The following is a 24646-nucleotide window of genomic DNA, read 5'->3' as shown; positions in this document are numbered from 1 at the left end:
CCGTCCGAGAAGCTCCGAAGCCAGCCGTTGAGTTCCCATCGGTGCAACCTGCAAGACCGTCACACAAAGTCGAGTAGCTGCTTGTTGGGGGGTAAACTAGACATTTCCTGATTATATCCGAGAAAATGTCTAGTTATGTCAGTAATTGTCTAGATATTTACCGACTGTTAGTTAACCCTATAATTCCTTTTTCCCCTTCTTCTCCTACTGTTTCTAATCAGCATTCAATGGCGGCTTAGGGCAGCAACAGACACTTTTGCCGCAATCGCCTTGGCGATCGCGATCAGCGCTTGAGCTGATGCCGACTCCGGTTCAGCCACAACAATGGGTAAGCCGCGATCGCCCCCTTGCCGCAGGTTAATTTCTAGGGGAATACATCCCAGCAAAGGTATGTCTAATTCCTGAGCGGTTTTTTCACCGCCTCCTGAACCAAACAGATCATACTGGCGATCGGGCAGATCCGGTGGAATAAAATAACTCATGTTTTCAACAATGCCCAATACCGGAACCCCCAATTGCTGGAACATCTTCAAACCGCGACGGGAATCCAACAGGGCAACATTTTGGGGTGTTGTCACAATGATCGCCCCCGCCATCGGTACAGCTTGGGCTAAAGTCAACTGAGCATCCCCGGTTCCCGGTGGCATATCCACAATCAGATAATCCAATTCTCCCCAATTCACCTGGTACAGAAACTGGCGAATAATACCATTTAACATCGGTCCGCGCCAAATCACTGGCTGATCGGGATCAATCAGAAATGCCATCGACACCAATTTAATGCCATGGTTAAAGGCAGGTTCAAGTACCTCTCCCTGAGGACTCTGTTGCACCATCACCTTGGCATCCGCTAATCCGAGCATCGCGGCGGTATTCGGTCCATAAATATCAGCATCAATCAGACCCACCTTTGCTCCCGTCTGAGCGAGGGCAACTGCCACATTCACCGCCACGGTACTTTTGCCCACACCGCCCTTACCACTGGAAATCGCGACTAGATTTTTCACGCCATCAATCCCTTGGCGATCGGGTAATGATTGCTGCTGCGGTGTCTCTGCTGTCACATCCACCACAACCTCTTCCACATCCGGAAGCTGCTTCACCGCCTTTTGGCAATCCTCCACAATAAACTCTCGCAACGGACAGGCAGGTGTAGTTAACACCAGTGTAAAGCTAACCGTCCCGCCGTCGATTTTCACGTTGCGGATCATATTCAATTCCACCAAACTCTTTTGGAGTTCAGGGTCTTGCACGGGGCGTAGTACGTCTAAAACTGAATGGGTATCAACCATAATCAGGACAAGTTCCTAGGGTGACAATGTGCTGGGACAAACATCTTCATCAATCTTATTGACATTCTCCCCGACCTGCTTGCAAACTCTGTCGGGGATTTCCGTCATCGCTGACGGAGTTTCCTGGTTCGTCGAGCAACCTTACTCTTCTGAGTTTCCCCAGAACAGCAGTGGGTCATCTCATCCCCAGGCGTTACTTTCCGTCTGCCCGACGGTAGTTGTGCTAAGCCTTGTAATGCCTTCATCAAAATGTTAATGGCAGCATTCGTATCTCGACAATCAACATATCCGCAATGTGGACATTTATGAGTGCGAGTGGATAAGGCTTTCTTGACTTCTTCTCCACAATTAGAACAATTTTGAGACGTGTAATCAGGTACGACTGCAATCACAGGCACATCAAACACTTTCCCAAAATACTCTAACCATTGCCTAAACAACGTCCAGCTAGCATCAAATATCGACTTGGCTAGATGATGGTTCTTGACCATGTTCCGCACTTTATGGTTTAAACCAACATCTATCCCTACCATACGATTAGTGGGTTCGTGAGCCTCGTTACGCTCTTGCTTGACACAAAACTGAACGTAATATCCGTCAGCCCGACGCACGACACGCACTCGCTTGATCTGCTCTTTGGAGTAAAAGTGCAAATCACGAGTTCCCCACATCTTAAAAGTTCCAGCCTTGAAGCCATCCCTAAATATAATGGTTAATCGGTCATCCGATAACACCCATCCATCAACTTTGTACTCAACTGAACCACGAATTTGATGTTTTTTAAACTTAGGGTAACCTTTCTTGCCCGGAATTTTTTTCTTGCAGTTATCAAAGAACCGAGCTATGGCACTCCAAGTCCTTTCAGCCGACGCTTGACAAGCTTGAGCTGAGAGCTTTTTGCACCACTCAAATTGCTCTCTGAGTACCTTACAGTATTTGTTGAGGTCGTACTTTTTGACTCCTTTGTTATCCATCCAGTACCGAAGGCAAGAATTACGCACAAAGCGAGCAGTACGAATCATCTCATCCAAGATGGCGTACTGCTCGTCTGTTCCTCTTAATTTTGCCTCGAATACTAACATGGCTAACTCAAACCTATATCAGCGATTAATTATAGGATAGGATATGGGGATTGTAAAAAGCAGGTATTCAACATACCTGCTTTTTACTTGGGGGGAGTGAAGGCATCCCCACCCTACTCCACTGTCATTCCTCATTCGTCCTTTGCTTCCCCAGCTTCCCCATCACCCTCTAAACAACCACGCCCTGTTCTGCCGCTTGAGCTAATTCAGCCGCGACACGGGCAGCATAGGGACGAATAAACCACCATAGTAAGGGGGATAACCATCCCCGCATCGTCACAGAAAAGGACACATACGTCCCGCACAAGCCTGACTCCACCCGATATGTCACTCGATTTTCCACCCCCGGAATTGCCAGCATCCGGACGCTAATTAATTCACCCGGCAATACCCGTTCGACAAACACTCGCACCGGAATGGGAATCAGGCGCGTTACCACCTGGTAAATCAAGCCAGGTTTCGGGATTAAGCCTCTTGGTGCATTTGTACTACAGAGCAAAGGATTCCAAGAGACATCTGCCAAATTGATTAATTTTTGCCACAGAACATCCACCGGAGCATTACTGAGGGCGCGATAAGTCCGAAAGAGGGAAAATTTACACCAAAGCCCCTCTTGACCTGCGATTAGCTTAAAGGAAAAATTTAGAATCACAACACGCCTCCTATCGCGACGCTTCAGCATTGTTTATCTTAGCAGGGGTTTGGGGAGTCGTAAGACCCACGCTGTACCCTTCGACTCCGCTCAGGGTCAGCGCTCTCGAACACGACTCCCCAAGGTCAATTTAGGGTAACATTGAGTTACCTAAATTGACATTTAAAGCTACACAGTTGACTGGTAAATGCTGTCTAATAGGAGTATGCTGACATTTAACTATCGTTACCGAATCTATCCAGATGCCGCTCAAGAACAACGATTGATTGAGTGGATGGAAATTTGCCGCCGTGCTTACAACTATGCACTGGGGGAGATAAAGGATTGGTACAATAGTCGCAAATGTTTGATTGATAGATGTTCCCGGGTGCATGAGTACATCATCCCAGCAGAAACCCCATTTCCCGGTGAAGTGAGGCAGCTTAACAATTTGCCGAAAGCTAAGAAGGAATTCCCCAAGTTAAAGGAAGTTCCCTCTCAAGTCCACGACTCAGACAATAAAGCAACTGCATAAAGGTTGGGACTACTTCAAATCTCGCGGGTTTGGCTTTCCTAGGTTTAAGAAGGTTGGGCAGTTTAAGTCGTTGCTATTCCCTCAGTTCAAGGAGAATCCAGTAACGAACCTCCATGTCAACACCTCGACTCCGCTCGGTGTTGACGCTGAATTTCGACAGGCTCAATTGCCGCGAAGCCGAAGCGTCAAGCTGCCAAAATTGGGGACAATCCCAATCAACCTGCACCGCCCTATTCCATCTGGCTTTACGGTTAAACAGGTGCGAATCTTATGTAAAGCTGATAAATGGTATGCGTCAAAGTGATTTGGGGAAACCCACACCATAATTTCCAATTTGGTGTGGGAGGATGTCACCTTAATTCGGCAAGACACGGTATTGCTACGCCATCGACCCTATTGGCGATCGCACCCAACGATTAAGTAGGGTCTGCTGAATAAGTTTGGCGGTGGGGGTAGGGAGCTGAGCTTTGTCCGACTACTTAGCAATTAGTTGGCATAGTTGACACCAAAAACCTTTAAAATAGAGCCTGGAACCCTTAAAATGCCTAACCATAGCCTTCAGGTTTAGGTAATACTGTATTTACTATTGAAATTATGACCGCAGCTCATACACCGACCACCAATCCTAATCGTTCCTTACCTGCCACTGACTCTAAGGATAGAGTGAAGCAGTTCATGCAACAGATCCAAGACACTATTTGTGAGTCCTTGGCACAGCTTGATGGTGCGGGTCAGTTCCAGGAAGATTCTTGGCAGCGGGAAGAAGGAGGCGGGGGTCGTTCTCGTGTAATCCGGGATGGCGCTGTCTTTGAACAGGGGGGTGTTAATTTTTCTGAAGTATGGGGGACTCAACTTCCGCCCTCGATTTTAACCCAACGTCCAGAAGCCGCAGGTCATGGCTTCTATGCCACGGGTACATCTATGGTGCTACATCCGCGCAGTCCTTATATTCCCACGGTTCACTTAAATTATCGTTACTTTGAGGCGGGACCCGTTTGGTGGTTTGGTGGAGGAGCCGATTTAACGCCATACTACCCCTTTGCCGAAGATGCGGCTCATTTCCATAAAACCCTAAAAACCGCTTGTGACAATCATCACTCCGAGTACTATCCCGTATTCAAGCGCTGGTGTGATGAATATTTCTATCTCAAACACCGTCAAGAAACACGAGGCGTTGGCGGACTGTTTTTTGACTATCAAGACGGAACCGGGGAATTGTATAAAGGACCCCACCCAGAAAAAGCAGCAGCCCTCTACAGCAAGGAACTGGGGGCGGTAGAACCCCGAACCTGGGAACAACTGTTTGCCTGGGTGCAGGAGTGCGGTCATTCGTTCTTACCCGCTTATGTACCAATTGTCGAGCGGCGGCGAGATATGAACTATGGCGATCGCGAACGCAATTTCCAGCTTTATCGCCGGGGTCGGTATGTCGAGTTTAACTTGGTGTATGACCGAGGAACGATCTTTGGCTTGCAAACGAACGGACGTACCGAATCGATTCTCATGTCTCTCCCTCCCTTAGTTCGTTGGGAATACGGCTACCAACCCGAACCGAATACACCAGAGGCTGAACTGTACGAAACGTTCCTCAAACCTCAAGATTGGACAAACTGGACTCCTTCAACCTAAACCGAATGGTAGTGACGTACTCCTACAGTCAATCATTGATAGTCATCTTTACCAAAATTTGGCAGAAAAATAGCCTCTCCTTTGTCCTGACCTCATTGGGGAGTATGTACAATACAGAAGAGATTGCTAACGCAAAAACCACCATGGCAATCTTTCTAGGGTGAGTTACACCCGATATTAAGCCTGTGGACTGGTTGACCCTTCGACTTGCCTCGACTTCGCTCGGTACAAGTCGCTCAGGTTCAACACCGAATTTCGACAGGCTCAATTGCCGCGTAGCGCTCGCTGAAGTCTGAGCGCTCGCCGAACGTCCGAAGTCCGAGGTGTTGAGTGCCATCACTGCTAGGATGAAGCAGGAACCGTAGGAGCTTGGTAACCAAGCCCGTACTCCCAAAAATATCCAGTTTTGGGGAACTTTGGGTAAGTCTTCTGTAACGGATAAGTAGCGTAGGTAGCCCGATTAAGTTACTTGTTGAAACAACAATTCACCCAACGCCTAAGTAACGGAATTGATACCCAAACCCTGTATGGCTCCTCTTGTGATGTCAAGGGGAGCTACTGCTGCTCAAGGAGGTCTTTATATGATTCATATTGATCAAAAAACACACACGACGAAAGATGGTACAACAGTTATTGTTTTGGCACCAATTGGACGCCTGGACATTACCACAGCTTGGCAATTTCGCCTGAAATTACAAGAATGCATTTCCAAACTCAGCCGCCATGTGGTGGTTAATCTCAGTCAGGTTAACTTCATTGACAGTTCTGGTTTAACCTCTCTAGTCGCGGGTATGCGCGATGCGGATAAGGTCAAAGGTAGCTTTCGCATCTGTAATGTCCATCCCGAAGCCAAACTGGTGTTTGAAGTGACGATGATGGATTCCGTGTTTGAAATTTTTGAAACGGAGCAAGAAGCTTTGGAAGGTGTACCCCGGAGTATGGCAACCTGAGACAAGGGATTCATACCCAAGTTTTGATGTAGGTCGTTCACTCCCAAACAACCTGTACAGGAGAACAGTCCCCAGCTTAAATTAGCAGTTCCCCAGCGAAGTCTTGGCGTTTGGTAAATCGAAATGGACCGAGTAAGGCTCCCCAAGTGGCTTTTCCGGTACTAGGGTCGATGCCTTTATCGTAGCTGCGAAATTCATCGGCTGTTACTTCAAAGCCAAGAGAGACTTGGTAGTTATTGCCCTGATAACTAAAGCGACAAGGGCGATCGCTGGCTGAAGTGGTAGTAAATTCATAATTATTCAAACCAATTTGCTGCATCTGCACGTTCAGACGGCAATCGGGTAAACCTATAATATCGTCGCGGGTAAGCTGCTGCAACAATTCGGGGTGGCAACCTGCACCGCGAACGGCGTCTGGATTTTTGATCTGATAATACTGTACCTGTAACCCCGTGGAGGATTGGTCACTTTGATACAGCCGCAGAATCCGTTGACGGTAGGGGCGATCGAGGTTAGTAATCGGTGCTTGTTCGGCAAAGAGGGTGAGGCTATCGTCGCTAAATAAGGGAATGGGTCTTTGCCAGAGGTGTAAGTGAACATACCAGACGGGTTCAGCCAACGCCTGTTGTTGGTTGTCAAATTGACCAGCCATATAGCTTGCCAGGGTAATCAGTTCTGGCGGTAGAGTCATGAGTCGAGGATTAACATAAACAGACTAAATTGAGTTAGATCAAGCCAAGAAACATTATACTAATTGGGCTGGTGGAAATAAACTGGTAAGATGGAAGGAATGACTCGATTGAGACTCTGTCCCCTAGGGTGAAACTCAAGCGAGACAATGGTAAAAAATATCCTTTATATTTTGCTCTGTGAGTAACGTTCGCACCGTCTCGGATACGAAACGAGATTTTTATAACTATCACACCCGTCCAATTAACTCGATTTACCGACGGGTGGTAGAAGAATTGATGGTCGAGATGCATTTGCTGGCGGTCAATGTGGATTTTAAGTATGATCCCATCTATGTCTTAGGTGTGGTCGCCTCCTTTAACCGCTTCATGCAAGGCTATCGACCGGAACGGGATAAAGAATCCATTTTTAACGCCCTTTGTCAGGCGGTGGGAGGTAATCCGCAACAGTATCAGGATGATGCTGAAAAACTGAAAGCCGCAGTCGGGCGTTTATCGGGGCAAGAACTGGTTGACTGGTTTAGTTCACCAACACCTTTAGAGGGTGCTGAGGATATTCATACCACGGTTGCCGCGATCGCAGATAATCCTAAGTTTAAATACTCTCGTCTGTTTGCCATTGGCTTGTATACCCTTCTGGAACAGGCAGAACCGGAGCTAGTTCAAGACGCGAAAAAGTCGATGGAAATGCTCCAGCAAATCGGTCAAACTTTGCATCTTCCCCAAGAGAAATTACAGAAAGACTTGGAGTTGTATCGCAGCAACCTGGAAAAAATGGCTCAAGCCCAGATTGTCCTTGAAGACGCGATTAAAGCCGATCGCAAAAAACGAGAACAACGGGAACAGGAGAAAAAGAATAAAGCCACGACTCCGCCCAGTGATTCCCCAGAATCGACGACAGCATCCTGAAGTTGATCAAGGGATATTGATACCAAGTTCCGCCTGGGTAGAGACGTTCCGGCGGAACGTCTCTGTGGTTGTTCAAAGTAAAGGTTTTAGTCGTTCCATAAGTTGCTTGTCGGAGACAACCCCCTCAATCCGTTCCACCGCTTTGCCATCCTTAAAGAGTATCAGGGTAGGCAGGGCTTCAATATGATGCTCAGAGGCAATCTGGGGGTATTTGTCTGTATCAATTTTGACCACTTGTAGCTTACCCTTGAGCTGAAGACCGACTTGCTCGAGGGTCGGTGCTATCATCTGACATGGACCACACCAGGTCGCGTAAAAATCGACCAATACGGGTACATCCGATCCAGAGAGGAGTTCCTGAAAACTGGCAAACTGTTTTTTAACTGCCATAACAAAACATCACGGTTATTAGTTGTTTGGCTCGATTCTAGTGCAAAATGCTAAGAGCTGACTTCAGCGAATAGATAGAGGTATTGTTTATGGAAGCATCACAGACATCAGCCCAACTCCGCGATCGCGTGGCGATTGTCACTGGGGCGTCACGGGGAATTGGTCGCGCTGTGGCATTGGCATTAGCCGCAGAGGGCGCGAAGGTGGTGGTTAACTACGCCAGTTCCAGTGGCGCGGCTGACGAAGTTGTCGCCAAAATTACCGAAGCCGGGGGAGAGGCGATCGCACTTCAAGCAGATGTCTCCAAACTGGAAGAGGTTGAGACTCTCGTCAAGGAAACCAAAGACAAATTTGGTCGCTTAGACGTACTGGTGAATAATGCTGGGATTACCCGCGACACCCTCTTGATGCGGATGAAACCCGACGATTGGCAGGCAGTAATTGACCTAAATCTGACGGGTGTCTTTTTATGCACGCGGGCAGCCAGTAAAATCATGCTCAAACAAAAATCGGGTCGGATTATTAATATTGCCTCCGTTGCCGGACAAATGGGCAATCCGGGTCAGGCAAATTATAGTGCAGCCAAAGCCGGAGTGATTGGATTTACCAAAACCGTGGCGAAGGAAGTCGCGCCTCGCGGGATTACCGTGAATGCTGTGGCACCCGGATTTATTGAAACCGATATGACCAAAGATATTAAATCTGAGGATATCATCAAGTATATTCCCCTAGGTCGCTATGGCAAGCCAGAGGAAATTGCAGGCATGGTGAGGTTTTTAGCTGCTGATCCAGCCGCCGCTTATATTACCGGGCAGGTGTTCAACGTCGATGGCGGTATGGTGATGGCTTGAGCGGCTATAGGTTCCTAGAAGGGCGGGTTCGTAGTGCTATAAAACCCGCCCCTACAGTTTTGCTCCCCCGGTTTGGCTGATTATTTCCACCGAATGCTGGAATACTGAACGGAAACTTCTGATGATTCCCAACCCTTAAATACAGATTGATGCAATAACTTTGAGTATTCTTGTGCAATCAAATCAGGGGTAAAATTGGATTGTAAATAACGACGACCGGCTTCACCCATACGCTTAACTAATGGTTCATCCGTAGACAAGCATCGAATAAACTCTGCCAAACCCGCCGCATCGCCGTTACTGAACGCTGCACCGCATTGCGCCTCAGCCACAATCCCTTGTAAATAAGACTGGGGTTCACAAATCGCGGCGATTGGACGCCCTGCGGCTAAGGCGGCGTAAAGTTTGCTGGGGGCGACTAAGCCTTCCATCCCTGGACTGATACTGACTAACGATAAGTCTCCTGCGGTGAGTGAATAGGGTAGGTTTTGTTTATCTTGATAGGGTAAAAAGCGGCAATTTGTTAAGCCAAGCTGATGAATTTGGGCTTCAAAGGCTTCGCGTTTAGCGCCATTGCCAATAAAAACAAATAGAATTGGATCATCTTGTAACAATTTAGCGGTTTCTAGAATAGTCTCCATATCATGACAGCGACCCATGTTTCCGGAATAAAGTACGGTAAATCGATCAACTAGATTAAAGTTTTGGGCAAACCAGTTATCCTGTTTAGCAATTGGTACAATCCAATTGGCATCTGCCCAATTATGAATAACAGTAATTTTATCCTTAAGTTGGGGACATTTGCCAACGACTCGATTCTTCATCGAAGGACTCAAAACAATAATTTGTTGGGCTTGTTTCCATATATGGCAGTTCACTGTATTCCAGAGTCGAACTAACCAGTGGCGATGGGGAACAACGTTGAGTTCGACAGCAACATCTGGATATAAATCGTAGACTAAACAGACATAGGGGAGTCCAAATAACTTTTTGGCTAAGTATCCGAGAATGGGTAAAAAAGGAGGAGCAGTAGTTAACAGCAGTATGTCTCCATGACTACTGGTTTTAAGTAAATGAAGTCCAGCCCGCAGACAAAAGAGTAGCCCATTGAGGGCTTTGCCGCGAATACGCTTCGACCAAATTCGAGTCGCTCGCGATCGCTGAATTATCAGTCGCTGGAAATACTCCCTCGCTGGTGCTGACTGGCTGTGAAATGCATAACCAGGTTGTCCAGTAAACACTCGCACCAACAAACCTTGTTTTCCCAATTCAACAGCAAGTTCTTCAATAAGCTGTCCGGTTGCGGCATAATCAGGGGGATAAAACTGAGTCACAATCGACAATCGCAGGGGTTTACTATGCCGTGGGAGAGTCTCATTATTGCTCATGTTACTGTGTTACTGACTGGGGATCTCAGACGGATATCGAACTACGCTCGAATTTACACATTCATTTGCCTATATCCGGATTTTATTGGATCTAAAGATTAAAAATTAATTCCAGGCTAATTGCTGATAATAATTAAAAGCTATTTATAATGAGTTTAATTGTTATCAGCATAAATTTCAATTTTATCACTTAGCATCAATTTCGTTGAGATCAAAGTTAGTCACTAGTCGTTAATCTCAACGAGGTAATCGCGGTCATTGGAGCATAAACACATTTTGACGCAAATTGCGAGTCGTCTCGGATAGATTTCAGATATTCGTCTGCATCGGCTTCCCCATCTACCGCAGCCATAGACGAGGTGAATCAGCTAAAAGTGCCTGCACCCTGACCCTTGTAAGGATTGTCCTGATTGAGCGCACCAGCGCTGTATCTGTAAGTATTCATCATGACCAGCGTACACCAGAACATCTAAAAAAGTTATTCTCCTCCTGTCGTCAGGAGTTCTCCCTGCTTTTTTAAATCATCGTGTATCCCAACTTCCTCTGGAACAAGGGATCTAACCGCTAACTTTTAGCCTCAGTGTTAGAAACGCCAACGTTTAACTGAATTATGGGTTTAAATGGAGAGTATCAGTCGTTAGTATCCAATCGTAATGGACAACGACCATCACAATTGTCTCCTCTGCCCCTGCATGGGTTTGCTGAGACAGAAGACGACAAGCTGGACTTGCGTCAGATTCTCGCGATCGCGCGGCGGCGGGCGTTGGTTATCGCTGGAGTGGCGATCACTGTCACTTCGGCAATTGTCACGAAAGTCTTGCAGCAGACGCCCAACTACGAAGGTAAGTTTCAGTTATTGGTGGGGTCCGTTTCCGGTGAAGATCAGTTAGAGCAGATTAGTGAATCCCTGAATCAAGGGGGTGGGAGTCAAGGCAACAGTTTAGACTACGAAACCCAGATTCAGGTGCTGTGGAGTCCTCAAGTGATGGCTCCGATTGTGGAACAAATTCAGTCTCGCTATCCAGAACTTGACTATAATACGCTTCGCAGCAAACTGGCGATTTATCGGCTGCAACAAACGAAAATTTTAGAAATACGTTACCAAGATTCTGACCCGGAAAAGATCCAGTTTATTCTAGAACAAGTTGCCCAAGGGTACATGAACTACTCGCTCTCTGAACAGCAGACGAGTACGCGACAGGGGATTGAGTTTGTCGAAGAGCAACTGCCGAAACTTCAAGGGCGGGTGGATACTCTCCAGCAAAAACTACAGCGATTTCGCCAAGAGTATAATCTGGTTGATCCGGATAGTCAGGGTCAAGTATTGACCAGTCGAGTTAGCACCATTGTCCAAGAACGTCAAGATACCCAAACTAAACTGGATGAAGCCCGCACCCTGGCGGTGCAACTTCAAAGTCAGTTAGGAGAATTAGGACTATCTCCCAAACAAGCGATCGCAGCTTCCGCCCTATCAGAAGCCCCCCGTTATCAGCAGTTGTTGAATCAGTTAACGGAGATTGAAAGTAAAATTGCTAGTGAATCGGCGCGGTTTACCGAAGAGAGTCCCACGATTCAGGCGCTACGAGAAAAGCAACAAAATTTACTTCCCTTGCTGAGTCAGGAAGCCGGAACCGTTTTGGGGGCAAATGCTAGTGCTGTACCGGAAAATCCGGCATCTCTGGCGTCGCCTAGTTCTCTGCGTTTGGCACTGACTCAACAGCTTGTAGAGACGACTAACCAAATTAATACGCTAGAAGTGCGGGCAGGTGCGATCGCCAAAGCGGAACAGTTGATGAGTCAGCAACTGAAGAATTTGGCAGTGGTTGCCCGTCAGTATACGGATTTACAGCGGGAGTTGAAAGTCGCTACCGAGAGTTTGAACCGCTTTCTAGCGGTGCGAGAAACGCTACAAATTGAAGCGGCGCAGAAGACATTACCTTGGCAGCTTATTGCTAAACCGCAACAACCGCAAGTACCCATCTCACCCAACATACCCCATGGTATAGCGTTGGGGGCTGTAGCTGGATTACTAGCAGGTGCTGGGGCGGGGTTTTTAGCGGAAAAATTAGACAAGGTGTTTCACTCAGCCGAGGAGTTGAAGGACAAGACAGGGTTAGCGGTTTTGGGTACGATTCCTTTTCATAAGCCTCTAAAGAAACAGAGTAAATCGGCAAAAACAGCCGGGAAACAAGAAACTCCACTCTTGGCATCTCCTATCAGTCAATCCACGTATCGCTATCATACTTCTCCATTTTTGGAAGCATTTCGTTCACTTCAGACTAATTTTCAGTTTATTAGTCCCGATGAACCCATTCGTTCAGTAGTAATTAGTTCAGCGGTTCCTGCTGATGGCAAATCCACTATAGCGACATTCATGGCACAAGCCGCCGCCGCCATGGGACAACGGGTATTATTGGTGGATGCCGATTTGCGACGTCCGCAGCTCCATGTGAGGACGGATTTACCGAATGTGTGGGGATTGAGTCATGTTATTTCTAGTGACATTAATGTGAAAGATGTAATTCAGCCATCACCATTGGAGGAGAATTTGTTTGTGTTAACTGCTGGGCAAATTCCGCCTGATCCGACTCGACTCCTCTGTTCTCAAAAGATGCAGCATTTAGTTGAGTCGTTTGAAGAAATGTTTGATTTAGTTATTTTTGATACACCACCGATGTTAGGTTTAGCTGATGCGCGGTTATTGGCGGCGCATACCGATGGAATTGTTATGGTGGTGGGATTAGGAAGAACGGATCGAACAGTATTTATGCAGGTGTTATCTGGATTGAAAACCTCTCATGCCCGAGTCTTGGGAGTGGTGGCGAATGGGGTTAAGAATTACACCACGAGTTCTTATGATTATTATCATCGCTATTATGAGAAGATGCCCCAAGAAACGACGGTGTAGAATAGGTTAGTATCGTCATTTGTCATTTGTAAGGTGAAATATTTCTTAGTGTGTAGGAGAGACAAGAAAAATTGTAGGAGAAATTGTAGGGGCGGGTTTAGCCACTCAGTCAGATTATCTGACCATTAGCCTCTCAACAAAACCCGCCCTTCCCCAGTGTGGCAGTACTTTTATTTAATACAAATTAAAACTATCCTACTGGCGTGACACACCTAAAATGGTGGGATAGATTTTACCATTGAATCGGGCGCACGCCATGCGCCCCTACGGTTTCCGGGCGTAATTCTAATTCATCAAATAAGGTGTGCCATGCCACTACTAATTAATTTGATAACTTCTGTTTTTATAGGCGTAAAAAAAATGTGGGCGTGGCTATCGTTCCGATAAAATCTGTAATCCTTCTGGATTTAATATCTGAATTTTTGAACCCTGAATTGAAATCAATCCTTCCTGACTCAACTTGGCAAATACCCGTGATAAAGTTTCAGGAATCGTTCCTAATAAAGAGGCTAACTGAGTCTTGGTAATATCTAATTCTACGTGATTGGGATGCTCAGACCGTGCGTTTAAATAGAGCAAATAAGCCGCCAACCGTCCGGGTACTTCTTTTAAGGATAAATCTTCAATTAACCGGGCAAAGCGGCGCAAATGCCGCGCAAAAACGGCTAACATATTAATCGCTATCGTTGGCTGTTGCTCCAACAATTCTAAGAAAGCATCACGCCCAAAAAATAGCAATTCGGTTTTCTCTAATGCTGTAGCCGATGCGGGAAAGCATTCGCCATCAAAAGCGGGGACTTCGGCAAAATGTTCTCCCACCCCAAAAAATTCTAATATTTGTTCTTTCCCCTCTGCCGATAACTTAAATACTTTTACTCGACCGGATTTAACGACAAAGAATCCGCTACCGTCCTCCCCTTCAACAAAAATCACCTCACCTTTATGATACGATTTAGCGATCGCAATGGTCGCGATCGCGTCTAACTGCTCATCCGGTAAACCTCGCCAGAGTTGGGTATTGGCGAGAAAGTCACGCTGTTGAGAGGGTTGACTCACGGTGCAAAATGTGTTATGTGGCTGAAAACGGTTTACTGATAACAGTAGCCCAGATTTGCTGAACTAACATAGCCGTCTATTGGTCTTTCAATTGGCACCCAACCATTGTTTCCCTCGTTGGCGATATAAACTGTCCGATTTTTTTCTAGCGTACCAATTACTTCGCCATTCGGTTGTGATCGCACTGATAGATTTGGTGAAACCACCTGACGACAGTTATCACCGGGTACAGTGGAAACCTGCTCATTTCCGGGGGTAGTTGGCGGTGTTTGACCGGTGGGTTGGGATGGAGGTACTGCGCCCGTACAATATTCTAGATATCTCGCCGCAACATAACCATCCATCGGGGCGTCAATCTGTACCCATCCATCCTCAGGTTCCCCAATAATATTAACGGTTTGTGCATCTTCCAAAGCCCCAACAACCCGTCCATTCGGCTGTTGTCGTATATTCAGCATTGTATTAACATCAACCTCTCGGCAATCGTTCATTTGGGCAATCTTATAGTCATCAGAACGCTGTACAGATGGCGGTTGATTCGCACTAGCAACTTTTGGGAAAATGGTCAGTGCTAATGAATAGATGGTTGTAAATCCTAGGAGTTGCCACGTTTTTTTCGGATAGTTCATTAGATCTACTTTATCCTTTAATACTTCTATATACCCCCTAATTTTCTATAAACTTGAAGTAATCTCATCTATCTTAAGTGGAATATAAAGAGAACAGGGAACGGGAATAGGAAAGAGCTACATCTAAATTTAAAGATTCTCCTCGTAGGGGCGCAAGGCTTGCGCCCAGAAATTCCGCCCGGTTTGCGCCCAGTTATGAAGCTGTGGCGGAAATTTGTCCAATAATATCAGCCAAGCGATCGCGTACCTGAAGCATCGCATCCGCTATTTCTTCATCAAGGAGGCTAGGATTCTCCCGGAGTGTGAGAATCTGTTGTTTAAGCTGTTGCAGTTGTTCCAACTGCTCTTGTTCCATATCCTCACTATTAATCGCGGCTTCGAGTTGAGAGAATTGCTCGTCATTTTGCATCAACGACTCAATCTGTTCCCGTTGAGCAAGCAGTTGCGCGATCGCATTGTAGTACGCTTGAATCACCCGCACCCGCGCATAAGACTGATTGGCTTCTTCTTGTTGTCCTAAAGCCGATAACACGCGAGAACGCCCATACCAAGGAATCACGTCATCTGGATGCATTTCAATGGCTTGATCACAAGCACTCAGAGATGTCTCCCCTTGGAGTTCCAGACATTCCTGCACCAAAGCATTAAATGTATCAGTTCTAGGGGAAAGGGTTTCAGCCGCCGTCACCGGGGGCATATAGAGTCCCAGCACTAATACTACTGTAATAATTACCTGCCAGAGTCTTGAAAGGTTCATGGAAATATATTCTCAATAGACTGTTCTACCCTAACGAATGTTAACGTTGACCGAGAAACTTTGTTAACCATCCGCCAAGAAGTCTTAATCTTCTCCATCTTCTCCATCTCCCCCATCTCCCTCATCTCCCTCATCTCCCCCGAAACCTCCAGTTGTTGACAAATTGTCAAATTTTGAAACCCCGATTCCCAGTATCCTTAGTTTTAGAAGACGCAAATACGATAACGTTCAGGACTGATGCATTGTCAGGGAAACAACGACTACTTCCGGGGCTTGCGGAATTTACCCCAATATGGCTCCGACTCTCCTGCAATGGCGAAAGTCTCATCTTAACCACTCACAACGATTGAAACCATTGAAACCATGATTGAAAAAATTTTGCTTGCTGTTGCTGGTCGGGGATTATGTGAAGAAATGTTTAATATGTTGACCGAAATCCCGATCATGCAACAAGCATCGGTTACGGTTCTCCATGTAGTCACACCCCAAGTTAGTGCTGACGCCATGTCAGCCAAGCTGGAAGAGGGAGGCAAGATTTTGGCAGATGCCGTTAAGTCTCTCAAAATCGATCCCAACAGAATCACACCCCGACTCAAACAGGGAGATCCCAAAGACGTAGTGCTACAAGTAGCTCAGGAAGAGCAATCTGACCTGATCATTATGGGTTCCCGAGGACTCAAACGATTGGAATCAATCTTGGAAAACTCGGTCAGCCAATATGTTTTCCAATTGTCCTCTCGTCCCATGTTATTGGTGAAAGACGAGATCTACGTCAAACGGATTAAACGAGTCATGGTGTCTATGAATAAATCCGAGAGTGCCAAGCAAAGCTTGGATTTGGCACTGTCTCTGATTCGGGATGTCAAAGGCGGTCAACTGTATTTGGTTCACGTCAACCCTGACCAAAAAACACCATCGGGTGAACTGATAACCACGCCTGAAACCGATCCCGTTTTGGCATCGGCGGCGGCTGAAGCGAAAAAACAAGGCGTTGCCTATAAATGCATAAATAGTAAGGGTCAGGCTGGACGAGAGATTTGCCGCTTGGCAGATGAAATGAATGTAGACTTATTGGTTTTGGGTTCTCCGGAACGCCGTCCCACCATTGCGAAGTCTCTCCCTGATTTAGACCGATTGCTGGGTACTTCCCTGTCTGACTATGTGCGGGTGTATGCGAATTGTCCCGTGTTGTTAACTCGAACACCGGATTAACCACTTTTGTTCCTGTAGGGGAACAGATGCCAGATCCCCGACTTCTTGAAGAAGTCGGGGATCTCATGGGCGGAGGGTAGACAGCCAATGCTAAGAATTTCGATTGCTTTCTCGGCTAGCTGTCTGGATATACAGAATCAACAAAAAAACTGTGGGAACCAGCACAAACAGAAGACTGGCAACAAACCCTAACTCATTAACTTGCATTGAACTAGTGCCTCTACAATTGGTTTTAAACCGCTCTTCTTAGAATATCATTGGCTTCTGCCAATAGTGCAGGTTGACTGCAAATATTGATCAGCTACATTATTTCCTCTGCTCCCAGACGCTTCTGTCATCACGTCTGTGTATTGCTTCCCCTGTTTTCCCTGCTCCTCGCCGCTTCAGGGCTTAGTTTTCACGCTGACTGGTCCATTGACCAAGGCTTGGCAGGCTAATCGGTAACTCTCCGGTTTTTTCTTGAGTTTACGCTGTTCTACGTCAGTTCGAGGTGAGAGATTTTCCATCCCTTCGACAACCTCGACAACGCAGGTGCCACATTGACCATAGCCTCCACAGTTCATCAATTTTCCTTTCAAGGTATACAGGTCAATCTTGTTTTGCAGGGCTTTCTCCCGTAAGTTCGCCCCATCTGCTGCAATGACTTCCTGGTCTTCCTTGACAAATTTGATATTAGCCATCTAGTTCTCCGCTACGTCACTCCTGATATATCCTAGAAGAATTTGCACTCAGGATACTTAATCCTCTGATTCACATCGACTTGACCTTCTTCTAGGCTAGCGAATTATAAAGACAGTCGTGGGGTCTCTGACTTTTCACGGCATATCGTTTTGATTGTGTAGGGGCGGGTTTTACCGCATTGGTGTCAACTTAAGGTGAAAGCTCGGTTGAGCAAGGGTGTCGGGTGTCGGGTGTCGGGTGTCGGGATGGAATTGTCTGTTGTCGGCTAAAAAACCTCACACCTACCACCATTCACCTCACCTATTCATCCACAATGTTTTTTCCAAACAGGCTCCGTTTAATACATAGCTCCCCAAAATTGCTCGCTTTCCCCCATACCCCACACCCCCCACCCCATACCCCACACCCAGTATCCTGAGGAACGAAACCCGACCTAAAACGTTGATAAGCAGTCTCCCAATCGGCAATGTTATCGACGGTTCAATGCGGCGTTGTAAACTTTCTCGTTTGCTTTAACCGACTGCATTAAGTCCACAACCGGATAGGGATAATCTACACCAAGTCTTACCCCAAACTGTTTTTGCTCGGCTGGGGTTAATGTCCAGGATTGGTGTACTTTAGCAGCGGGTAAGGAATCCAGTTCGGGTAGCCAATGTTTGACATAGTGACCTTGGGGATCATAATCTTTCGACTGTTTTTGAATATTGAAATAACGAAACCCACGAGCATCATTTCCCACTCCCGCCGTATAGTTCCAGTTGCCCCAATTGCTACAAACATCGTAGTCAATCAACACCGATTCAAACCACTCCGCGCCGATTTGCCAGTTGATTCCGAGGTTCTTGGTGAGAAAACTAGCAACATTTTGTCGTCCCCGATTGGACATAAATCCGGTGGCGGCAAGTTCCCGCATATTGGCGTCAACTAAGGGAAAACCTGTTTTTCCTTGCTGCCAAAGGCTAAAACGCTCCCAGTCTTCTTTCCAGGGAATGGGTACACCCTGTAACCCAGATTGGCGAAAGATTCGGTTCCCATTCTTAGCACAAATAAATCGGAAAAAATCTCGCCAAATTAATTCAAATACTAACCAATAGGTTGAATCATTTTTGATTCGTTCCTGTTCGTATTGCTGAACCTGTTCATAAATCAAACGTGGCGATAAACACCCCAAGGCTAGCCAGGGAGAAAATTTAGAGGAGTAATCTGCTCCCAACATACCATTGCGGGTTTGTTTGTAAATTTTAAGGCAGTCTTTTTTCCAGAAATAGTGTTGGAGTCTGGCTAATCCGGCGGTTTCTCCCCCTTTGAATTGTAATACCGCCCGTTCGTCAAATATAGGGGGTTCTAGTCCAAAATCAGCGAGTTGGGGCAATTCACCAACATCGATAGAGGGAAGAGACGATAAACATTTTGGAGTGGGAAAGGTGGGATAAATTGTGGATTTTTTCTCCACCTGTTTGCGAAAATTGGTAAAAAGTTCGGGAAGTTTTGAGAGACTGAACGGTAAATCGTCGGGATGGTAGAGGGTGCTTCCCCAGAACGTTTGTACGGTTATGTCAATCTCAGATAAGGCGTTTTTGAGTGCAGATTCTACCGCCACTTCTTCAGAGGTAACTTCCTGGTGAAAGTAAACCGCCGTGATATCAAGTTCTTTTGCCAATGTGGGAATGACGTTCTCCGGTAAACCCCGACGCACTAGCAAATCACTTCCACGCGATCGCAAACTCTCTCGCAAATCGGCTACACTTTCCAGTAGGAATTTAGCGCGGAATGCCCCAGTTTTAGGGAATCCAAAGGATGTGGTGTTAAAGTGGCGATCGTCAAAGCAGTAGAGGGGAACGATTTGCGCCTTTGTCTGAAGCGCCTGGTGTAGGGGTTCGTGATCATGGAGGCGCAAGTCATTGCGATACCAGAGGAGAATTCGTTTTTCACTCACAGTTGGTTGAACCTGTTATCGGTGGATAGTTTTTCACCCTATTTATTTTTTTATCGTTTTATTACGTGAGGGTCAAAACATAGGAACGTTAGGATTCAGTAATCCCCCGGTAGAATTATTGGTGTTATGCTAGTACCTTTGTTCTTGTTATTGATAATAGGGCATGGCAATGCCATGCCCCTACCATTGCCAGCGAGCGAATTGATTCAGTAGGGGCACGATATTATCGTGCCCTGAATATCATGTCCTAACGATTGCCCATAATTGCAATGCTGTAATAACAGGGGTTTCAGGCGTTTTTATTAGAGGTGTTTGACCGAACATGATATAAGATAAGTAGTGGCAAAGGTGCGTTACGCTTCGCTAACACACCCTACACATAGAGGCTTTGCTTAAGTCCTAGGACATTTATTTTTACGCAGTTCCCTTATAACCCCTCATCGCCCCCATTCAAAAATAGCTGATCCCCAAGTTAATCCTGCACCAAATCCAGAACTAGCAATAATATCACCGGGTTGAATCTTTCCCGATCGCACGGCTTCATCTAAAATTAAGGGAATCGACGCCGCCGATGTGTTCCCATACTGACTCAGATTACTCAAAACTTTATGACTAGGAATCTTTAACCGTTGAGCTACGGCATCCAGAATCCGTTGATTGGCTTGGTGCAATAGCAGCCAGTCTACATCATCTGCGGTAAGATTTGCCTGAAATAGCGCTTTCTCAATCACTTCTGGCACCTTCTGCACGGCAAATCGATAGACTTCTTTACCGTTCATGGTAATGGCGGCGAAATTTCCTTTACCAACCTCAATTCCCTTGACAAGTTCTTGACTTTGTGGTTCGTAAGCTAGCTGTAAACATTTATTCTGAGTGCCATCACTGCGAATCTGGAATCCCAACAAGCGATCGCGTGAATCTGCCTGTAACATCACAGCCCCCGCACCATCCCCAAATAACACACAGGTGCCGCGATCGGACCAATCCAGCCAGCGCGACAACATATCCGCGCCAATTAATAAAATATTCTGATAAACGCCAGTCCGAATAAATTGGGCGGCGGTTACTAAACCAAACACGAAGCCAGAACAAGCCGCCGTGAGGTCAAACGCAACAGCATTCGATGCGCCGAGTAACGCCTGAACTTGACTCGCCGTACCAAACAGATCATCCGGTGTAGACGTTGCCAGGATAATTAGCTGTACCTGATCCGGCTCAACTCCCGCCATCGCGATCGCCCGCTTCGCCGCTTCAGCCGCTAACCCACTCAAACTGGCTTTAGCGTCAGCTAGACACCGTTGACGAATTCCTGTACGGCTGGTAATCCACTCATCTGATGTCTCAACGATTTGGCTGAGTTGATGATTATCCAAAACACCATCGGGTGTCGCCGAACCACTGCCAGTAATCGCAATCCCTGTGCCTAGTTGATTCAAAATGATTCTCCATCAAAGAAACCGCCAATTCACGCCCCACCCACTCTCGCCTCTGCTGGCATTCTAGTCGCGATCGCACCACGCTAACCTGTCGTATCGTCCGAAGGCTTCACCTCAGATGGCTGATTCACATCTAACGATTCACTCCCCCCACTCCGGGTTGCTGATTGTTTCGCCGCTTTGATCTCAGTAGACTGAATACGCTCCAGCACCTGATTATCAATCGCTTCTTTTGCCAAGCGAATCGCATTAAAAATAGACGGTGCCTGAGAACTACCATGGCTAATAATACAGACTCCATCCACTCCCAAGAGCAACCCACCCCCATGTTCGGCATGATCAATACGCTGCTTAATCCGCTTCAGATTCGGCTTGAGAATCGCTGTCCCTATTTGTCCATGTAAACCTTGGGGCAATTCCTCCCGCAGAATTTGCAGAACTATGTCTCCCACGGCTTCAGCAAACTTGAGTAAAACGTTACCCACAAAGCCATCACAGACAATCACATCAAACTGCCCGGAAAGGACATCTCTCCCTTCAGCATTACCCAAAAAGGTGATTCGGGAATTCTTCTGAAGGAGTTGATGAGTCCGAATGGCTAAATCATTGCCCTTACAGTCTTCTTCACCAATATTGAGCAACCCAACTTTGGGTTCTGGTATTCCCAACACATACTGGCTATATACCGTCCCCATCACCGCAAATTGATCCAGATATTTGGGGCGACAATCCACATTTGCCCCCACATCTAGAATAATCACTGGCTTTCCAGCAATGAGAGTGGGGAACACAGCACCAATCGCTGGGCGATCGATGCCCTTAAGCCGTCCCAAACGCAGTAATGCCGCCGCCATCGCCGCGCCAGAATGACCCGCCGACACCACAGCTTGTGCCTGCTTGGTTTTCACTAAATCCATCGCCACGTTGATTGACGCCTTGGGTTTGCGTTTAATCGCCACCAAGGGTTCCTCTTCCATGGAAACTACGTCTTCCGCCGGGGCTATTTCTAGCTGGCGCGGACTGCTGTGTTCTTTCAGGGACGCTTCAATAGCTTGAGGATCGCCAACCAATATAACCTCTACGCCCAACTCTTCTTGGGCTCGGATAGCTCCAGCCACAATTTCTGAGGGAGCGTGATCCCCTCCCATCGCGTCGATTGCGATCCGTTCGCGAGATGCCATTGCTCAAAGAGATAGAAACCTTAAAGATTTTAACAGAAGCCGTTACGGAAAACCTCTACCAAACTGACCCTCACTTAGAGAACGTTGATTGAGTAATCCTGTTTTAGCTTATTTTGCAACAAACCCGACACCCGACATCCTAAACCCTACACCCTAAACCCTACACCCCACACCCCGTCTGCTCAAGAGTGCTGATCTCCCAGAAAAACCCTTGAAGAAACCTTTTCATCGGTGCCATCCAGTTCGTACAATAAAGCACCGTGGAGGAGAAACGGAATGTTACAACGAATTGGTTCTGGATTAATTGCTTCATCGATAGCCGCGTTATTGGTCAAGATTGTGGGAATGCAGGCTGCCACGTTGGATTTAGATAAGGTTGAGACTATCCAACCCTTGCCATGGCAAGAAACATCCTTATTTACTCTACCCAAGCCTGACCCGAGCGCCGAAGCCACGATTAATCAATATCTCCAAGACCTAAGAAACAAGGGTTCACTCGCAGACAATCAAGGTATCTGGATACAATCAGGGCTGAATGTGCTGGCAGAACATCAGGGCAAAGTTCCCCGTCCTGCGGCTTCATTGACTAAGATTGCTACCACATTGGTGACGTTAAGTCAATGGAAACCTGATTATAAGTTTGAAACCCAAGTGGGTGCTACAGGGGATATCCGCGATGGCGTATTAGAGGGAGATTTAGTGATTAAAGGCGGTGGTGATCCGCTGTTTGTCTGGGAAGAAGCGATCGCGCTGGGAAATAGTCTCAACCAGCTTGGGATTCGCCGCGTCAATGGCAATTTAGTCATTGCTGGCAATTTTTCGATGAACTACGAAGAAGATCCGACGCGATCGGGTGAGTTGCTAAAGACAGGATTAAATGGCAAAACCTGGTCTCGTTCCGTTATCCGTCACCATGGCAGAATGTCTCCCGGAACTCCCAAACCTGAACTGGTGATTAGCGGTCAAATCAAAACGGTAAAAATTCCGCCTGATGATACCAGAATACTATTACGCCACCAATCCCTACCCTTGACGGAAATCCTCAGAGAAATGAACATCTATAGTAACAATGGCATGGCTCAGATTTTAGCCGATGCCGTTGGTGGGGCTGAGATTGTTGCCAAAGAAGCCGCCAAGTTAGCCAATGTACCTCAAGCGGAAATTCAACTGATTAATGGATCAGGATTAGGAACAGAAAACCAAATCTCTCCCCGTGCAGCTACCGCGATGCTAATCGCCCTGGAAAAATTATTAACCCCTCATAACTTAGGTGTAATTGATGTATTCCCCCTAGCAGGGCGCGATAGACACGGGACAATCTATGCTCGCAACCTGCCAGAGGGAACCGCGATGAAAACCGGAACCCTACGTCAAGTCAGTGCTTTAGCCGGAGTCATGCCTACGCAAGAGCGCGATCGGGTTTGGTTTGCGATTATTAATGGGGGCAATAACGTCTGGGAATTTCGCCAACAGCAAGACCAACTTCTAGACAAGCTTACCCAAAACTGGGGCAATCAACCCAGCCTCAATCCGAAAAGCTCTCAATCCCGTTCCAAACTTGGTGATCCCAAGCGCAATAAGGTTGTTGCCAATTAAGTGAAAATTTGCATTGTTGGAACGCCGAAACCCTTCATATCCCGTCGGGTGGGCAATGCCCACCAGCCCTTAAATCAGCGAGATCATTATTCATCATTCAAATAACTTTATGTCAACTAATGCACCCACCATTCTCGCCCTCGACTTTGATGGCGTTATCTGTGATGGACTTCTGGAATATTTCCAAACTGCTTGGCGTACCTACTGCAAAATTTGGCAACCTAAAAACACAACACCCCCGCCAGACTTAGCTGATAAATTTTACCGCTTGCGCCCTGTGATTGAAGCGGGGTGGGAAATGCCTGTTTTACTACGAGCGTTACTTTTAGGCGTTTCAGAAACCCAGATTTTACAAGATTGGTCAACCGTTTTACACCAATGTATCGACTCCGACAACTTGCAGCCAAGCGACTTAGGTCAACAAGTCGATAAAATTCGCGATGAATGGATTACTAATGATTTAGAAGGCTGGTTAGCACTGCACCGCTTTTATCCTGGGGTAATTGAGCGCCTACAGCAAATATTAGAAACGCCAACACAAGTCTTTATTGTTACCACGAAAGAAGGGCGCTTTGCCAAGCAGTTATTACAACAACAAGGTATCGAATTATCAGAGGATAGAATTATCGGTAAAGAAATTAAACGTCCCAAACACCAAACACTACGACAACTGATACAAGACTTTACAGATGAATCGGCAAGTCTCTGGTTTGTAGAAGATCGGTTAAATACCTTACTATCAGTGGAACAGCAGTCAGACTTGGCTCAGGTGAGACTCTATTTAGCAGATTGGGGCTATAATACGGCAGCGCATCGAGACGAGGTTCGCAATCATCCAAAAATTCAGTTATTGTCTCTATCCGAGTTTGCTCAGGATTTCTCCGCTTGGTCTAACTAGAGTTCAAATT

22 protein-coding genes and 1 pseudogene are annotated in these 24646 nt (G+C 46.7%); 9 read left to right on the top strand and 14 right to left on the bottom strand.

The window, feature by feature from the left end:
- Window positions 1-224 precede the first annotated feature (224 nt).
- From RIC07_RS22855 to RIC07_RS22845, 3 genes are all read right to left on the bottom strand, one after another.
- Window positions 225-1292 carry an Mrp/NBP35 family ATP-binding protein gene (locus RIC07_RS22855; RefSeq protein WP_446374079.1) on the bottom strand — a complete coding sequence of 356 codons (1068 nt, stop codon included), beginning with the start codon at window positions 1290-1292 and terminating at the stop codon, window positions 225-227.
- A 104-nt stretch (window positions 1293-1396) separates the two neighbouring features.
- Window positions 1397-2374: an RNA-guided endonuclease InsQ/TnpB family protein gene (locus RIC07_RS22850; RefSeq protein ID WP_446396514.1), complete on the bottom strand. Its 978-nt coding sequence runs from the start codon at window positions 2372-2374 to the stop codon at window positions 1397-1399.
- Between the two features lie 169 nt (window positions 2375-2543).
- A complete protein-coding gene (locus RIC07_RS22845) occupies window positions 2544-3026 on the bottom strand; it encodes an SRPBCC family protein (protein WP_446349601.1) in 483 nt (160 codons plus the stop codon).
- Between the two features lie 205 nt (window positions 3027-3231).
- On the opposite strand from RIC07_RS22845, the pseudogene RIC07_RS22840 reads away from it, so the two are divergent.
- The 3 genes and pseudogenes from RIC07_RS22840 to RIC07_RS22830 all read left to right on the top strand — a co-directional run.
- Window positions 3232-3838: pseudogene (locus RIC07_RS22840) on the top strand (RNA-guided endonuclease InsQ/TnpB family protein); the annotation flags it as partial.
- A 296-nt stretch (window positions 3839-4134) separates the two neighbouring features.
- Window positions 4135-5169 (top strand): oxygen-dependent coproporphyrinogen oxidase, encoded by a 1035-nt coding sequence (gene hemF / locus RIC07_RS22835; RefSeq protein ID WP_446396513.1) that lies wholly within the window; start codon window positions 4135-4137, stop codon window positions 5167-5169.
- Between the two features lie 581 nt (window positions 5170-5750).
- Entirely contained in the window at window positions 5751-6119 is a 369-nt protein-coding gene (locus RIC07_RS22830) for an STAS domain-containing protein (RefSeq protein WP_006101536.1), read from the top strand.
- 76 nt (window positions 6120-6195) lie between these two features.
- Here the strand turns inward: RIC07_RS22830 and RIC07_RS22825 are convergent, their stop codons facing one another.
- Entirely contained in the window at window positions 6196-6810 is a 615-nt protein-coding gene (locus RIC07_RS22825) for a CpcT/CpeT family chromophore lyase (protein WP_446396512.1), read from the bottom strand.
- A 178-nt stretch (window positions 6811-6988) separates the two neighbouring features.
- Here RIC07_RS22825 and psb29 point away from each other — a divergent pair, with 178 nt between their 5' ends.
- Window positions 6989-7717 (top strand): photosystem II biogenesis protein Psp29, encoded by a 729-nt coding sequence (gene psb29, locus RIC07_RS22820; RefSeq protein WP_446374073.1) that lies wholly within the window; start codon window positions 6989-6991, stop codon window positions 7715-7717.
- Window positions 7718-7789: 72 nt separating this feature from the next.
- Here the strand turns inward: psb29 and trxA are convergent, their stop codons facing one another.
- Window positions 7790-8107 carry a thioredoxin gene (gene trxA / locus RIC07_RS22815; protein WP_006101457.1) on the bottom strand — a complete coding sequence of 106 codons (318 nt, stop codon included), beginning with the start codon at window positions 8105-8107 and terminating at the stop codon, window positions 7790-7792.
- Window positions 8108-8196: 89 nt separating this feature from the next.
- Here trxA and fabG point away from each other — a divergent pair, with 89 nt between their 5' ends.
- On the top strand, window positions 8197-8958 hold the full coding sequence (gene fabG, locus RIC07_RS22810) for a 3-oxoacyl-[acyl-carrier-protein] reductase (RefSeq protein WP_446396511.1): 762 nt from the start codon (window positions 8197-8199) through the stop codon (window positions 8956-8958).
- Window positions 8959-9038: 80 nt separating this feature from the next.
- Here fabG and RIC07_RS22805 read toward each other — a convergent pair whose 3' ends face one another.
- Complete coding sequence (locus RIC07_RS22805) at window positions 9039-10346, bottom strand: glycosyltransferase family 4 protein (RefSeq protein WP_446396510.1); 1308 nt, start codon at window positions 10344-10346, stop codon at window positions 9039-9041.
- A 610-nt stretch (window positions 10347-10956) separates the two neighbouring features.
- On the opposite strand from RIC07_RS22805, the gene RIC07_RS22800 reads away from it, so the two are divergent.
- Entirely contained in the window at window positions 10957-13254 is a 2298-nt protein-coding gene (locus RIC07_RS22800) for a GumC family protein (protein ID WP_446396509.1), read from the top strand.
- A 372-nt stretch (window positions 13255-13626) separates the two neighbouring features.
- Here RIC07_RS22800 and RIC07_RS22795 read toward each other — a convergent pair whose 3' ends face one another.
- The 3 genes from RIC07_RS22795 to RIC07_RS22785 all read right to left on the bottom strand — a co-directional run bounded on the left by RIC07_RS22795 (window position 13627) and on the right by RIC07_RS22785 (window position 15696).
- A complete protein-coding gene (locus RIC07_RS22795) occupies window positions 13627-14310 on the bottom strand; it encodes a Crp/Fnr family transcriptional regulator (RefSeq protein WP_446396508.1) in 684 nt (227 codons plus the stop codon).
- 32 nt (window positions 14311-14342) lie between these two features.
- Complete coding sequence (locus RIC07_RS22790; RefSeq protein WP_446374061.1) at window positions 14343-14939, bottom strand: SH3 domain-containing protein; 597 nt, start codon at window positions 14937-14939, stop codon at window positions 14343-14345.
- Window positions 14940-15132: 193 nt separating this feature from the next.
- Window positions 15133-15696 (bottom strand): tetratricopeptide repeat protein, encoded by a 564-nt coding sequence (locus RIC07_RS22785; protein ID WP_446374057.1) that lies wholly within the window; start codon window positions 15694-15696, stop codon window positions 15133-15135.
- A gap of 363 nt (window positions 15697-16059) precedes the next feature.
- Between RIC07_RS22785 and RIC07_RS22780 the strand changes: the two genes are divergently transcribed.
- Complete coding sequence (locus RIC07_RS22780) at window positions 16060-16908, top strand: universal stress protein (protein ID WP_446396507.1); 849 nt, start codon at window positions 16060-16062, stop codon at window positions 16906-16908.
- 90 nt (window positions 16909-16998) lie between these two features.
- On the opposite strand, the gene psbM is transcribed toward RIC07_RS22780, so the two are convergent.
- From psbM to plsX, 5 genes are all read right to left on the bottom strand, one after another.
- Complete coding sequence (gene psbM / locus RIC07_RS22775; RefSeq protein WP_446374053.1) at window positions 16999-17115, bottom strand: photosystem II reaction center protein PsbM; 117 nt, start codon at window positions 17113-17115, stop codon at window positions 16999-17001.
- A gap of 176 nt (window positions 17116-17291) precedes the next feature.
- A complete protein-coding gene (locus RIC07_RS22770) occupies window positions 17292-17588 on the bottom strand; it encodes a 2Fe-2S iron-sulfur cluster-binding protein (RefSeq protein WP_446374051.1) in 297 nt (98 codons plus the stop codon).
- Window positions 17589-18058: 470 nt separating this feature from the next.
- The gene (locus RIC07_RS22765) at window positions 18059-19525 is read right to left on the bottom strand and encodes a DASH family cryptochrome (RefSeq protein WP_446396506.1); all 1467 of its coding nucleotides are present in this window, start codon (window positions 19523-19525) and stop codon (window positions 18059-18061) included.
- A gap of 437 nt (window positions 19526-19962) precedes the next feature.
- Window positions 19963-20961 (bottom strand): beta-ketoacyl-ACP synthase 3, encoded by a 999-nt coding sequence (locus tag RIC07_RS22760; protein ID WP_446396505.1) that lies wholly within the window; start codon window positions 20959-20961, stop codon window positions 19963-19965.
- 83 nt (window positions 20962-21044) lie between these two features.
- Window positions 21045-22142: a phosphate acyltransferase PlsX gene (plsX, locus tag RIC07_RS22755; RefSeq protein ID WP_446374041.1), complete on the bottom strand. Its 1098-nt coding sequence runs from the start codon at window positions 22140-22142 to the stop codon at window positions 21045-21047.
- A 276-nt stretch (window positions 22143-22418) separates the two neighbouring features.
- Between plsX and RIC07_RS22750 the strand changes: the two genes are divergently transcribed.
- The gene (locus RIC07_RS22750; RefSeq protein WP_446396504.1) at window positions 22419-23738 is read left to right on the top strand and encodes a D-alanyl-D-alanine carboxypeptidase; all 1320 of its coding nucleotides are present in this window, start codon (window positions 22419-22421) and stop codon (window positions 23736-23738) included.
- A 109-nt stretch (window positions 23739-23847) separates the two neighbouring features.
- Window positions 23848-24636 carry an HAD family hydrolase gene (locus tag RIC07_RS22745; protein WP_446396503.1) on the top strand — a complete coding sequence of 263 codons (789 nt, stop codon included), beginning with the start codon at window positions 23848-23850 and terminating at the stop codon, window positions 24634-24636.
- Window positions 24637-24646: the final 10 nt, after the last annotated feature.

The organism is Coleofasciculus sp. E1-EBD-02, assembly GCF_040218245.1.
Taxonomy (GTDB): Bacteria; Cyanobacteriota; Cyanobacteriia; order Cyanobacteriales; family Coleofasciculaceae; genus Coleofasciculus.
This window is presented reverse-complemented; position numbering and strand designations above follow the sequence as displayed.

Excerpts from the sequence above, each read along its gene's own strand:
- RIC07_RS22825 (WP_446396512.1), bottom strand. The coding sequence starts at position 6,810 with ATGACTCTACCGCCAGAACTGATTACCCTGGCAAGCTATATGGCTGGT.
- RIC07_RS22745 (WP_446396503.1), top strand. The coding sequence starts at position 23,848 with ATGTCAACTAATGCACCCACCATTCTCGCCCTCGACTTTGATGGCGTT.
- psbM (WP_446374053.1), bottom strand. The coding sequence starts at position 17,115 with ATGCAAGTTAATGAGTTAGGGTTTGTTGCCAGTCTTCTGTTTGTGCTG.
- RIC07_RS22800 (WP_446396509.1), top strand. The coding sequence starts at position 10,957 with ATGGGTTTAAATGGAGAGTATCAGTCGTTAGTATCCAATCGTAATGGA.
- RIC07_RS22780 (WP_446396507.1), top strand. The coding sequence starts at position 16,060 with ATGATTGAAAAAATTTTGCTTGCTGTTGCTGGTCGGGGATTATGTGAA.
- RIC07_RS22850 (WP_446396514.1), bottom strand. The coding sequence starts at position 2,374 with ATGTTAGTATTCGAGGCAAAATTAAGAGGAACAGACGAGCAGTACGCC.
- RIC07_RS22805 (WP_446396510.1), bottom strand. The coding sequence starts at position 10,346 with ATGAGCAATAATGAGACTCTCCCACGGCATAGTAAACCCCTGCGATTG.
- RIC07_RS22830 (WP_006101536.1), top strand. The coding sequence starts at position 5,751 with ATGATTCATATTGATCAAAAAACACACACGACGAAAGATGGTACAACA.
- trxA (WP_006101457.1), bottom strand. The coding sequence starts at position 8,107 with ATGGCAGTTAAAAAACAGTTTGCCAGTTTTCAGGAACTCCTCTCTGGA.
- RIC07_RS22770 (WP_446374051.1), bottom strand. The coding sequence starts at position 17,588 with ATGGCTAATATCAAATTTGTCAAGGAAGACCAGGAAGTCATTGCAGCA.
- hemF (WP_446396513.1), top strand. The coding sequence starts at position 4,135 with ATGACCGCAGCTCATACACCGACCACCAATCCTAATCGTTCCTTACCT.
- fabG (WP_446396511.1), top strand. The coding sequence starts at position 8,197 with ATGGAAGCATCACAGACATCAGCCCAACTCCGCGATCGCGTGGCGATT.
- RIC07_RS22785 (WP_446374057.1), bottom strand. The coding sequence starts at position 15,696 with ATGAACCTTTCAAGACTCTGGCAGGTAATTATTACAGTAGTATTAGTG.
- plsX (WP_446374041.1), bottom strand. The coding sequence starts at position 22,142 with ATGGCATCTCGCGAACGGATCGCAATCGACGCGATGGGAGGGGATCAC.
- RIC07_RS22855 (WP_446374079.1), bottom strand. The coding sequence starts at position 1,292 with ATGGTTGATACCCATTCAGTTTTAGACGTACTACGCCCCGTGCAAGAC.
- RIC07_RS22790 (WP_446374061.1), bottom strand. The coding sequence starts at position 14,939 with ATGAACTATCCGAAAAAAACGTGGCAACTCCTAGGATTTACAACCATC.
- RIC07_RS22750 (WP_446396504.1), top strand. The coding sequence starts at position 22,419 with ATGTTACAACGAATTGGTTCTGGATTAATTGCTTCATCGATAGCCGCG.